This is a genomic window from Ensifer sp. 4252 (genome assembly GCF_050434565.1).
Taxonomy (GTDB): Bacteria; Pseudomonadota; Alphaproteobacteria; order Rhizobiales; family Rhizobiaceae; genus Ensifer.
This window is the reverse complement of sequence record NZ_JBNDIU010000020.1, coordinates 1-12,167: the sequence shown is the minus strand read 5'-3', so window position 1 is coordinate 12,167 and position 12,167 is coordinate 1. Positions and strand designations below refer to the sequence as shown.

The following is a 12,167-nucleotide window of genomic DNA, read 5'->3' as shown; positions in this document are numbered from 1 at the left end:
CAACGATACGTCGTCAAAATCCATTGGGCCTGCTCAGAGGGATTTCGAAGCCGGTAGCTGCGCTCGCTAAGTTTTGCGCACACAGTTTTCCCGGCGTGGACGAACGACGTCCGTCCACGCATTCAAACCATCACCTGAGAAAGGCTTGAGAGCTAAGTTCCGGAATTTGACAAAAAACACAAATCTAATTTTCTATGTTGAAATTTTTTATGAAAAAAGTCCATAATTCGGAATTCAAAGCGGGAAATAACATCGACATGGCGCCAATTTCGGAATCAGACACAGTTGGAAGCTCCAGCCTTTCGAAGGCAATCCATATCCTGAAAGATCTGGCGGCTCACTCGGTCGAAGGTGTGCGGTTGATCGATCTTGCGCGCAGGCTGAATCTCAGTCAGCCATCGGCGCATCGACTGCTGAAGACCCTGATCGCCGAGGGCATGGTCGAGCAGATGTCGGACAGCAAATCCTACCGTCTGTCCCTGGAATTCTTTTCGATCGCCTCGCAGGCGAGGCGGCGCGAAGGTATCCTCGAGATTGCCCGCCCATCGCTGCTAAGGCTCTCGGCCACATTCAACGACACGGTGTTCCTGCTGGTGCGCAGCAACTTCGATGCGATCTGCCTCGATCGCGTCGAGGGGCCATTCCCCATCCGCTCGTTTACCGGTGACATCGGCGGCAAGGTGCCGCTGGGCATCGGCCAGGGCAGCATCGCCATCCTCTCCTACCTGCCAGAGGAGGAACGCGAGGCCATCATCAAGTTCAACATGCCGCGCATCATGGATCGTGCGGCGATCGATGAAGTGGATCTGCGCATCAAGATTGAGGAAGTGCGCCGCATCGGCGCCGCGCAGATGAATTTCGAGATGATCGAGGGCATGGCGGGCTTGGGCGTGCCGGTGCTGGACCGAAACGGTATCGCCGTCGCTTCTCTGAGCATCGGTACCCTGGCGTCACGGCTGACTGAACTGCGCAGCGGAACGATCACCGATCTGCTCAAGTCGGAGGCGCGGGCGATCAGCAACAAGCTCAATCCGTTCGATCCGACCCTGCGTTATCCCGCATCCGCACTCCGCGCCCAATCGACGAGCTGACGTCCACGAACACATCCGCCTGGCCTGTCTCGTCGGGCGTAACTTCGATCGGATAGTGTGACGAGACGGCCACGCCGGAACCAAAGCCCGGCTTTCAAGGCGAAAGTGGCGCTGGCCGCGATCAGGATCGTTCAGGCGCTGGTGGAACCGTCCAAGCAGTTCGCGTGCATGCCAGTCAAGATCAAGAAGGGGCGCAAGCAAGCGCGAACGAGACGGTGAGTTGATTGCGGCAGAACGCTGCCAGCCGCCAGACGTTGCCATTTTGGCAATCGTCGCTGCGAATATCTCTGCTTCTTCGCCATGAGAAACTCTGAAACATTGGTCTGGCAAGCAACTCCTCAGAGGCAAGCAAGATGGCCTATGTCATTACAGAGCCCTGCATCGACGTGAAGGACGGCGACTGCACCGCGGCCTGCCCCGTGGACTGTATCTACGAAGGTGGCCGCACCTTCTACATCCACCCCGAAGAATGCATAAATTGCGGGCTCTGTCTGTCGATTTGCCCTGTCGATGCCATCGTCTGGGACCAGGAAATCCCTGACAGCCAGCGCCATTTCATCGCCGTCAACAAGGAGTTCTTCGGCTCCGACGTCACTGGAATGGGATCGCCGGGGGGATGGAGCAAGGAGTGCTCCACAGCGCTGGACCACCCGTTCGTTGCCGCCTTCGAGAAAGCCGCAACGGCAGCATAGCAACACTTCAGCAACAGGAACGAACATGTCTGTGACAGAATTCGGTGGCGTCGTTGCCGCCGTGCCGACGCCGTTCGACGATCAGGGCCGGATCGATACCGCAGCCTTTGTCGAACATGCCAGCTGGTGCCTGAACAACGGCTGTGATGGCCTGAATCTGCTTGGGACGACCGGCGAAGCCAACTCGCTCTCTTTCGAGCAGCGCAGTGCGGTCATGGTGGCTGCGGCCGAAGCGCTGGATACGAAACGGCTGATGGTCGGCACCGGAACGCCGGACCTCGAGACGACGATCGCCCTCACGGCCCTTGCCGATCGCCTCGGCTATGCGGCGGCACTGGTCCTGCCGCCCTATTATTACAAGCCAGCTTCGGACGATGGGCTCTTCGCCTGGTTTGCGCGGCTCGTCCAGGGCACCGCCAAAAGCCCGATCCCGATCTATCTCTACAACTTTCCGCAGATGACCGGCATCACCTTCAGCCCTGCTCTTGTCGCGAGACTTGCCGAAGCGTTTCCCGACCGCATCAAGGGCGCCAAGGACAGCTCAGGCGATCTCGACTACGCCCGTCAGCTGGCCGAGATCCGGAGCTTCGCCGTCTTCCCCAGCAACGAGGCGACGCTCGCCGATGCTGGCGCCGACAACTACGCCGGCACGATATCCGCAACTGTCAATATCGCTCCGGTCCTCTCGGCCAAGCTCTGGAAAGACCAGGCTGATGCTCCCTTGCAGGATCGCGTGCTCCGGCTGCGGCAGGCGATATCCGCCAACCCGCTGATCCCGGCCGTGAAATACCTGGTGGCAAAGAGATCGGGAAATCCGGTCTGGTTGAATGCCGCGCCGCCGCAGCCGCTGCTTGCTGCCGCGCAGCGGTCGTCACTGGATCTTCTCGCAGCTCAGGTTCACCAGCCGGAATAATAGGCCCGCGTCGCAGCGGCGAGCTTGGTCACGCGCTCGCGCTCGCCTTTCAGCCGAGGAAGATCGGCGCGTGCCTGTTGCAGGAGATCGGCCCGGGCACCTTCGTAGTCGACCCGGGTCAACTTTCCATCGCGCATGATCTCGCGTCCGCCGACGTAAAGACCCTTCGCGTGGGTCGCCGTCATTCGGGCGAGCAGAACCTCCGCCTCATCCAGATCGTCGGTCAGGCTGTCGGCGATCAACGCGTCGTAATCAACGAGCACCAGGTCTTCGTTCACCAGCGCATTCAATACCTTTGCGCCGACCTGGATCGCCGCGTCGAACACCCGCGCCGACGTAAAGGTCCGCGTCACGTCTTGGCCACCATGTAGCAGATGGGCAAGGCGCAATTCCCGCCAGAGATCCTGATCGTCGTCGAAGCCTGTCCCGTCGAGACCGAAGGCGAAAGCAGGTCCATGCACCAGCATGTCGGCGACCGGTGCCACACCTGAACGCAGGCGTAAATTTGCCGAGGGATTGGAGACGAGCTGCACACCACGTGCAGCCAGCAGTTCCAGTTCATCCGGCCGCAACTGAACCCCGTGGGCAACCGCCAGGCGCGACGAGAGGAAGCCGATATCGTCGAGGTACCGAACGATCCCTTGCGGGAAACGTCGGTCCAGCCACTGCCTCTGCCTTGGGCTTTCGAGCAGATGCATATGAATGCGCCGGCCCGTTGCAGCAGAGGCCTCGGCGATACTTTCGAGCAACGTGTTGGAACACCACTGCGGCCCGATCGGACCGTACTGGACATCGATCAGCGGGCTGGTGTTTGCGGCAGCGACGGCGTTTGCGGCCGAAATCTGGACCAAGGGCGGCGCATATTTCGGGATCGAGGCACTGAGCTCGTCCCAGTCTGGCGGAGCGAGAAACGGCCGTAGTCGTTGCGGCCCGCCATCATAGGCCCACGGGTCGTAGTCGAGCAGCGGACAGGAGAGCGCGAGCCTTATGCCTACATCGCGAGCGGCGCGCATCACGGCGCCAGCCTCCTCCACCAGCCGGTCGATGTTCAGCGAGTTATGGCAATGCATCGTCGCGCCGATGCCCGTCTGCGCCAACCGGGAGAACGCCACGAGCGCTTCGAGGTAAGGGTCGGTCCGCGGTCTGAGCCGAAGGCCCGGGATCCAGACCTCCAGGGCATCGTCGATGCTGCCAAAATCGAGCGTGCGGATGCCATAGCCGTGGTCATGGGCGTTGACGGGCGGCGGCATGAGGAGAGCATTGGCCGGGATTGTTGCCGGTGAGACACCGTCCGGCAGATGACGCAAGAGATCCGTCTCGCGCCGCGCAGCCTCATGACCGGGGCGCAAGAGAAGGCGCCCCGAGGTCGCGCCTGCGTTCATGGGCGGATTGCCTCCATGATCTGATCGCTGAACCTCAGCAATTCGGCGCCGACGAACTCGATGACGGCCTCGGCCGCGTGCGTGCGCTGGCGACGCCGCTGCACGAGAATTCCGACGTGCAGGTTTTGGAGACGCGACCCGGAAAGCGGTATGGCCACCAGATCACCCGCCTTGATCTCCGCCAGAAAGCCGATCGGCGTGAAGAAGGCCACGCCCTGGCCGGAGATCATGAAGGGCTTGAGCATCATCTGACTGTTCGACAGCACAAAGGGTCGTCCGGTCCGCTCGAAGACGGACAGTTCGATTTCGATGAGCGAACGGATCGGCTGGGTGTCGAGTTGCAGCAAAAGATCGTACTGGGCGCACTCGGCGAGCGAAACCTCACGCTGTCTGGCCAGGGGGTGTCCACGCCCGACGAAAGCCATAAGCGGCATCGGTACGCGAAAGAGCATCTCCGTGTCGTCCGGCCTTGCCAGATCGAAGGTCAATCCCATGTCGACATCGCCTTCGGCCACCAGGCTACTGATGTTGCCGTGACCGGCGGTGTGGATATGGAAGCTCACCCCGGGATGGATGCTGTGGAACGCGTTGACCACGTCCGGCAGAAACTGGATGGCCAGACTGTCCAGACAGGACATCTGTACGCGACCGGTCTTCTTTCCCTGTAGTGCACCGAGGTCACTGCGCAGAAGCTCGAAATTCTCGAGCGTGACCCGGGCGTGGCGCAGCACATTTTCCCCGGCAACGGTCAGCTTCAAACCGTTCGAGAGCCGCTCGAACAGAGCGATGCCGAGTTCGTCCTCCAGTTTCTTGATTTGGCGACTGACCGCCGAGGACGCCACATGAAGCTCCTCGGAGGCCTTGCGAATAGATCCGGATCGCGCGACCGAGACAAAGTATTTCAGGATGCTGGCGTGCATTCGATTGGAACCTCCCCTCCCCTGGGCCCCGACCTATAGCACGCTCACCGTCCCCTCCAAACGGGCGCGCGCTTCTGCTGGAAGGCACTGACCCCTTCCAGAGCGTCCTCGCTTTTGAGCGCCCTCACAAGCGCCGGCGTGCGCAGCGCTTGAGCCTCGGCGGGAGAAAGATGCCCGGTTCGATTGACGGTCTGCTTGATCGCCCGGAGCGAAAGCGGTGCACAGGCGACGATTTCATTGACCCAGCGCGCAACTGCAGCGTCGAGTTCGCCCGGTTCGGCGACCTCGTTGACGATGCCAAACCCTTGCATCTCGGCTGCGGAAAACCGCCGGCCCGTCAACAGCACGCCCATTGCGAGATTGTGTGGGATCCGGCGCTGCAAAAGGACCATGCCGCCATCAAGCGGCAGGCGTCCGACGCGCGCCTCCGGCAAGCCGAACGCCGCCGTCGTCGAGGCGACGACGATATCGCAGCCGAGTACCATCTCAAACCCGCCGCCGAGCGCATAACCGTTGACCTTTGCGATGACGGGAACATCCAGCGAGCGACGAAAGGCCAAACCACCAAAGCCGTTCGGCCGGCTTTCGCTCCAGTAATCGAGGCCGCTCGTCTCAGGCCCCTTCAGGTCGGCCCCGGCACAGAAAGCCCGTTCGCCGGCGCCCGTCAGCACGACGCAACTTACGTCGTCGCGCGCTTCTATCTCTTCCCAGATCGCCTCGAGCTCGCGTTCGGTCGCCGCGTCCACCGCATTCATCCGTTCCGGACGGCAGAGCGTGACGCTCGCCACTCGCTCCTCTACGACAAACTCGACGCTCATGCGGCATCTCCCTGACGGACAGCAAGCGCCGAGAAGATCTCGTCGTTATGCTCGCCGAGCCTCGGCGGGGCGATACGCACCGTCACGGTCGCGGCTGACATGTCGATCGGCGAGCCAACCAGGCGCACCGGACCGGCTTTCGTTTCGCCGGCGTGCAGGATCATGCCGTTGATCGTCGTCTGCTCGTCGCCAAGAGCTTCGGGAAGCGAGCGCACCGGTGCGCAGAGAATGTCGACTTGCTCCAGGCGGGCAAGCCAGTGTGCACTGCTGTTCGTTGCAAAGGTCTCGCGAAAGACCTGCTGCAATTCCGGACGGCGCTGCATCTGGGCGTCGAAATCGGCAAATTGCACCTGCAGGGACAGGTCCTCGATCTCCAGAGCGGTGCAAATGTCCCGCAGCGGATTCGGCTTGAAGGCGCCGACCATGACGATGGCGCCGTCGGTGGTTTCGAAAACGCCCGTCAGAGGAAAGGCACCCCAGTTCAAGTCCTTCTCCCGCATCATGTGCGTGGTGCCCTCCTGCATCTGCATGGCGAGCATGGAACTGTAGAGACTGACCGCGACCTGTTGGCCCTCGCCGGTCTTGTTGCGGTGCAACAGGGCAAGCAGGATGCCCTGCACCAGATGCATGCCGGCCGAGTAGTCGGCAAGCGGCGTCGCATAGATCGACAATGGATGGTTCGCATCCGACTTGCGTCGCATGACACCCGAAAGCGCCTGGGCGAGAATGTCCTGTCCCCCCTTGTGCCGATAGGGGCCTTCCAGGCCGAAGCCGGTACCGACGGCGTAGATCAGCCGCGAATTGGTCTTCCTGAGCTCTTCATAGCCAAAACCCATACGCTCCATGACATCGGGGCGAAAATTGTTGACGACCACGTCCGCCGTGTCGATCAGGGCGCGCACCGCGGCACGCGCCTCGTCCTGCTTGAGGTCGAGCGCCAGGCTCTTCTTGTTGCGGTTGAGCGACGAGAAGACAGGATTGTTGAGGCCATCAGGGTCCGACCCAAGCGACCAGCGCGAGAGGTCCCCGATCTTGGCCTTTTCGACCTTGATGACCTCTGCGCCGTAGTCGGCCAGCATTTGCGTGCAGCAGGGACCAAGCATGACCTGGGTGAAATCGACGACGCGGATACCGTCGAGGGGAAGTGATGTCATTCTGCGGCCTCCAGATAGGTTGCATTTTCGGATGGCACGTCGCCTGGATCGGCGCCCTGGGCTCGCAGCTGCTTTTGGATCGCCCTGACATCCGCGTCTCGCACCTTCACGCCGGCGTTGAGCGCCACGGTGGCTGCGACGCCGGCCGCCTCGCCCATCGCCATGCACGGCGGTATCTCGCGGCTCGATTTCTGCGCCTGGATCGTTGCGGAGTAATGCCGGCCCGCGACGATCAGCTGGTCCACCTCCTTCGGCAGCATGGCCCGGTAAGGCGTGTAGTAGTCACGGCCACGGCAGACAGTATCGGCGAAGTGACGGCGGTTCATCACGTCGTCCTTGGTGACGACATACTCACCCTGGAGCAGTCGCGACTGGCGCACGCCCGTCTGTGGCGCGAAATCGATGACATGGGCATTTTCGAAGCCCGGTAAGTTCGCCCGGGCGAAATCGAGCAGGCGAGCGATGCGGGTGCGCCCCTCGAGTTCCGCATAGGTCAGGTCTTCGACGTTAAGACCGGAGAGCTTCGGCATGTGCGGGCAGTTCAGCCAGATAACGCCGGGGAGCGGCGTCTTCAGCCACCAGAACGACCAGCAGCCGCCGATCAGTCGCTTCGCCTCATGATCGAGTGCCTTGAATTTTTCCGGTTCCTCGAACTCGAAACGCTCGGCCGCTTCGGTGTCGATACCGCCCCAGCGGGAAACGGTCGTCAGGATGAAGTTGCCGTCCGTATGCTGGGCGCCGGCGTCGGCAGCGACGTCGAGGTCGCCCGATGCGTCGATCACCACGTCGCCCATGATGGCCTCGCGCCCGGCCTTGGTTTGGCAGACCACGCCCTTGATCGTGCCGTCCTCGACGATCGCCGACGAGAACCAGCTGTGCATCCTGAGTTTGACACCGGATTCGCGAAGGATGTCATAGGCGACACGCTTGAAAGCGTCCGGATCAAACGCGGCCGCATAGCAGATCGGATGCGGCGCGGACGGTGTGTGGAAATCGAACAATCCCCAGCGTGCCCAGCGGCGCCATGCTTCCGGCGTATCGCGAAGATCGAGCTGCCGGTCGCCATCCGTCGGGGTGACGCAGAGACCGAGCGTCTTCATCCGTTCGATCATCTCCATGCAGATGCCGCGCACGGTGATTTCCACATGATTGACCATGTCGTCGAGCACGAGAACCATCCCTCCCGCGGCAAGGCCACCCACATAGGGATAGCGTTCGAGCAGAGTGACGCTGGCGCCCATGCGCGCCGCCGACACGGCGGCGGAAATACCTGCCGGACCGCCGCCGACCACGACCACGTCCGAGCGGTCGACGATCCTGGCGTTACGCAAAGGTTCCCTGATTAATTCCATTGTCTTTCCTCCATAGGGGGCGTGTCCGGCGAAATGTGAGGAAGCTCACAGCCAGGGACGTCGTCGGTTGGCCGAACCGGGTACCCGGTCCGGCAGCAAAGGTTTGGGGGTCAGTGGTCCGTCGTCGGCTTCCAGCGGACGATCTTCGATTCCGCGAACGAAACGGCGAAGAAGAGAACCACGGCAAGCGAGGCGGCGATCACCACGGTCGCATAGAGCAGCGGCGAACGGAAATTGTAGGTCGCCTCGATGATCAGCGCGCCAAGGCCGTAGCTGGATCCGATCCACTCTGCGACGATAGCACCCATGACGCTGCTCGTTGCCGCGATCTTCAGCGCGGCGAAAAGAAAGGGCAGCGAGCTTGGAAGACGAACCTTCCAGAAGATCTCGGAGTTGCTGGCGGACAGGATGCGCATCAGATCAAGCATTGCAGGGCTCGCTGACTTCAGTCCCTGCACCATGTTGACGAGCGTCGGGAAGAAGCAGATCAGGCCTGCGATGATGATCTTCGGCGCTATGCCGTTACCGACGAGGAGCACGAGGATCGGCGCAAGAGCGATGATCGGTATCGACTTGATGATCACCGCGATCGGATAGAACGCTCGCTCGGCGAGCGGGCTGTAGACGAACCAGACCGCCAGCAGCACGGCAACGAAATTGCCGAACACAAAGCCAAGAACCGCCTCCATGAGCGTCGGCCAGAAATTCGTCCACAGGACGCCGGCGTTTTCGCCGAAAGCCTTGATTACATCAAGCGGACCGGGCGCCATGAACGTTGGCACCGAAAAGCCCCAGACGACGAGTTGCCATAGCAGGATGCAGCCAAGGATCGCGAGCGTCGCCGGCAGGTGACGCAGGGCCGCAGCTGCGGCGGCATCGAGCATCCTGAACCTGTTGCCGTCTACCAAAGCGCGGCCTTCCGCTTGCGAAGGAAGGGCATTAGCCATCAACATTCTCCCAAAAGTTTGCGCAGGTGGGCGGTCACGCGAATGAACTCGACCGTGTCACGCATCGCGAGCGATCGCGGATAGGGCAGGTCGACCTTCATGAACTCCTTGACCCGGCCGGGATGAGCCGCAAGCATCAGGACGTGCTGACCGAGAAACACTGCCTCGGGGATCGAATGCGTGACGAACAGGATCGTGGTTCCGGTTTCCTGCCAGAGGCGCAGCAATTCCTCATTCAGCTTGTCGCGCGTGATCTCGTCGAGCGCTCCGAACGGTTCATCCATCAACAGGATGCGGGGGCGGGTGACCAGCGCCCGGGCGATCGCCACGCGCTGGCGCTGACCGCCCGACAGTTCGTCCGGCATCGCCTTTTCGCGTCCCTTCAGTCCGACGAGGGCGATCAATTCTTCCGGATCGGCGTAGGTCACGCCTGCCTCGCGCTTTCCCACCAGCAGCGGCAGGCGCACGTTGTCGATCACATTGCGCCATGGCAGCAACGTCGCTTCCTGGAAAACGAAGGCGAAATCGCGGCCCTCGCGCGCCTTGCGCGGCGTCTGTCCATGCACGGATACCGAGCCATCGCTGATATGCACGAGGTCAGCGACCGTCCGCAACAACGTCGACTTGCCGCAACCGGAAGGGCCGAGCATGGTGACGAGCGAGCCGGCCGGTATCTCGACCGAAACGTCGGAGAGCGCGGTGAAGCTGGAATCATTCGCGCCGAAGCGGATATGAAGGTTCTTCACCGATACGGCTGAGCCACTGGGGTTGCCGACCGATGCCTGCTTGGGTCTGCTAAGCGTTTCCAGCATCGCCTTATCCTACGCTCTTGCGGACGTCGGCGGTGGCATCGAGGATTGCCATCGTGTAGACATCGTTAGCGTTGGGGACCGGGCCGTTGAACTGACCGAGGTCCGCATAGGTCTTGATCTGCTCCTCCCAGTTTGCACGCTCCATGCCGCCCCAGCCGACGGCAGTGGTGGTTTCGTTGAACACGAATTTCATCAATGGCCCGATGGCCTCGAGTTCGCTTGCCTTGTCCAGGTTCGGATAGGATTCGAGCAGGATGTCGACGGCCTCCTCCTGGTGTTCGCGCGCATAGCCCCATCCGCGTGCCGAACCCGATACGAATGCCGCAAGATGGTCGGCGTGATTTTCCAGCTGGTCGTCAGTCGTGTAGTAGACGTTGGCATAAAGCCGGATGCCGCCGTCCCAGAGGGTCAGATCGACCCGGTCGTCGCCCAGGACTTTCAGGGCGTTGACATTGGTTAGCCATCCACAGACCGCATCCGCCTGGCCTGTCACCAGCTGGTTCATGTCCGAACCCATGTTGACGATCTTGACCTGATCTTCCGATATCCCGTTCTTGGCGAGAAGCGCGCGCAACAGGATAACCGAGGTCGGGATCGCAGCGATCGTCTTGCCGATCATGTCCTGCGGCTTGGCGATCGGATTTGCCTTGCGGGAGAAATAGGCGAAAGGATGCTTCTGATAGCCTGCCGCGAATGCCTTGATCGGCGCACCGGCCGAACGGGCGAGCATGACCGACGGGCTGGAAGAAATCTGGCCGATCGTCGACTGGCCGACCGCCACGCCGGCGACGCCGTCGACATTCGGTCCGCCGGGTACGATTTCCAGCTCGACACCGTTCTCGGCGTAGTAGCCCTTTTTGCGAGCGACGAGTTCTCCGAGAAGCCCGTTTGAGGGCAGCCAACCGAGCTGCATCCGAATCGTGGCGGGCTCGGCAGCCCGGCCGACCGAAACATTGACAAGACTGTGGGTCGCGGCAATCGCCCCCACTGCGGCTGCATTTGAAAGGAAACCCCGGCGGTTCATCATGAAATGAGACATATCGTTCCCCTTGCTTGTTATGGGAGCGATGAGATCTTGCTGCTCAGGGTTAGATGCCCTCTCATCGCCGGGAACGATGATGATGGAATTTGGCATCTCATAAAGCACAATTTTTAGCGGTAAGCATTGCCGATACGGCAACACGCAGAGATCACGAGGCTTTGCCTTTTCGGCAATAGCGGGCTCGAAAGATTGTTCTTTGTTCGCGCCCGGTCCCGTCGGATAAGCGAACGGATATTTCAAGCGCTCACCGCCGTGGAGGACAGATATGATGCACAGCAACCTGATCAATGGGGAATGGATCACCGGCAACGAAGCGGTCCACAACATCAATCCGTCCGACACCAACGACGTGATCGGGGACTATGCCCGCGCCTCGGCCGAGGATGCCAAGGCTGCGATCGCTGCGGCCAAAGCCGCCTTTCCGGCCTGGTCGCGCTCCGGCATTCTCGAGCGCCATGCCATCCTTAGAAAGACCGCCGACGAGATTTTGGCGCGCAAGGACGAGCTTGGGCGGCTGTTGTCGCGCGAAGAGGGTAAGACGCTGGCCGAAGGCATCGGCGAGACCGTGCGTGCCGGCCAGATCTTCGACTTCTTCGCCGGCGAGGCGCTCAGGCTGGCCGGCGAGGTCATTCCCTCGGTGCGCCCGAACATCGGCGTTGAGATCACCCGCGAGCCGGTCGGCGTCGTTGGCATCATTACGCCGTGGAATTTCCCGATCGCCATTCCCGCCTGGAAGATCGCGCCGGCGCTGTGCTATGGCAACACCGTCGTCTTCAAGCCGGCCGAACTGGTGCCGGGCTGCTCGTGGGCGATCGTCGACATTCTCGTGCGTGCCGGCCTGCCGAAGGGCGTGTTGAACCTGGTGATGGGCAAGGGCTCGGTCGTCGGCCAGACGATGCTCGACAGCCCCGATATCCAGGCGATCACCTTTACCGGCTCGACCGGTACCGGCAAACGCGTGGCGCTGGCCTCGGTCGAGCACAATCGCAAATACCAGCTGGAGATGGGCGGCAAGAACCCGTTCGTGGTGCTCGACGATGCCGA

Annotated in this window: 12 protein-coding genes and 1 pseudogene; 5 read left to right on the top strand and 8 right to left on the bottom strand. The window is 61.6% G+C overall.

The window, feature by feature from the left end; all coding sequences use genetic code 11:
• Nucleotides 1-257 precede the first annotated feature (257 nt).
• The 4 genes and pseudogenes from ABIE33_RS27370 (at nucleotide 258) to ABIE33_RS27355 (ending at nucleotide 2,696) form a co-directional block, all read left to right on the top strand.
• Nucleotides 258-1,091 (top strand): IclR family transcriptional regulator, encoded by an 834-nt coding sequence (locus ABIE33_RS27370; RefSeq protein WP_429130929.1) that lies wholly within the window; start codon nucleotides 258-260, stop codon nucleotides 1,089-1,091.
• A gap of 57 nt (nucleotides 1,092-1,148) precedes the next feature.
• A pseudogene (locus tag ABIE33_RS27365) lies at nucleotides 1,149-1,292 on the top strand (IS3 family transposase); the annotation flags it as partial.
• Nucleotides 1,293-1,444: 152 nt separating this feature from the next.
• A complete protein-coding gene (fdxA, locus tag ABIE33_RS27360) occupies nucleotides 1,445-1,783 on the top strand; it encodes a ferredoxin (RefSeq protein ID WP_429130928.1) in 339 nt (112 codons plus the stop codon).
• Between the two features lie 25 nt (nucleotides 1,784-1,808).
• Nucleotides 1,809-2,696, top strand: a complete 888-nt coding sequence (locus ABIE33_RS27355) for a dihydrodipicolinate synthase family protein (RefSeq protein ID WP_429130927.1) — start codon at nucleotides 1,809-1,811, stop codon at nucleotides 2,694-2,696.
• On the opposite strand, the gene ABIE33_RS27350 is transcribed toward ABIE33_RS27355, so the two are convergent.
• The 8 genes from ABIE33_RS27350 to ABIE33_RS27315 all read right to left on the bottom strand — a co-directional run bounded on the left by ABIE33_RS27350 (nucleotide 2,681) and on the right by ABIE33_RS27315 (nucleotide 11,120).
• On the bottom strand, nucleotides 2,681-4,078 hold the full coding sequence (locus tag ABIE33_RS27350) for an amidohydrolase family protein (protein WP_429130926.1): 1,398 nt from the start codon (nucleotides 4,076-4,078) through the stop codon (nucleotides 2,681-2,683). The two genes, ABIE33_RS27355 and ABIE33_RS27350, sit on opposite strands and share 16 nt — an antisense overlap.
• The gene (locus ABIE33_RS27345; protein WP_429130925.1) at nucleotides 4,075-4,998 is read right to left on the bottom strand and encodes a LysR family transcriptional regulator; all 924 of its coding nucleotides are present in this window, start codon (nucleotides 4,996-4,998) and stop codon (nucleotides 4,075-4,077) included. Before ABIE33_RS27345 ends, ABIE33_RS27350 begins: the two co-directional genes overlap by 4 nt.
• Nucleotides 4,999-5,042: 44 nt before the next feature.
• Nucleotides 5,043-5,816: an enoyl-CoA hydratase-related protein gene (locus ABIE33_RS27340; protein ID WP_429130924.1), complete on the bottom strand. Its 774-nt coding sequence runs from the start codon at nucleotides 5,814-5,816 to the stop codon at nucleotides 5,043-5,045.
• Nucleotides 5,813-6,970, bottom strand: a complete 1,158-nt coding sequence (locus ABIE33_RS27335) for a CaiB/BaiF CoA transferase family protein (RefSeq protein WP_429130923.1) — start codon at nucleotides 6,968-6,970, stop codon at nucleotides 5,813-5,815. The genes ABIE33_RS27340 and ABIE33_RS27335 overlap by 4 nt, the downstream gene beginning before the upstream one ends.
• A complete protein-coding gene (locus tag ABIE33_RS27330; RefSeq protein WP_429130922.1) occupies nucleotides 6,967-8,322 on the bottom strand; it encodes an FAD-dependent oxidoreductase in 1,356 nt (451 codons plus the stop codon). Before ABIE33_RS27330 ends, ABIE33_RS27335 begins: the two co-directional genes overlap by 4 nt.
• Nucleotides 8,323-8,432: 110 nt before the next feature.
• On the bottom strand, nucleotides 8,433-9,206 hold the full coding sequence (locus tag ABIE33_RS27325; protein WP_429131088.1) for an ABC transporter permease: 774 nt from the start codon (nucleotides 9,204-9,206) through the stop codon (nucleotides 8,433-8,435).
• Nucleotides 9,207-9,268: 62 nt separating this feature from the next.
• Complete coding sequence (locus ABIE33_RS27320) at nucleotides 9,269-10,081, bottom strand: ABC transporter ATP-binding protein (RefSeq protein WP_429130921.1); 813 nt, start codon at nucleotides 10,079-10,081, stop codon at nucleotides 9,269-9,271.
• Between the two features lie 4 nt (nucleotides 10,082-10,085).
• Entirely contained in the window at nucleotides 10,086-11,120 is a 1,035-nt protein-coding gene (locus tag ABIE33_RS27315; protein WP_429130920.1) for an ABC transporter substrate-binding protein, read from the bottom strand.
• A gap of 268 nt (nucleotides 11,121-11,388) precedes the next feature.
• Between ABIE33_RS27315 and ABIE33_RS27310 the strand changes: the two genes are divergently transcribed.
• On the top strand, nucleotides 11,389-12,167 hold a 779-nt coding region (locus ABIE33_RS27310; protein ID WP_429130919.1), incomplete at its 3' end, for an aldehyde dehydrogenase family protein.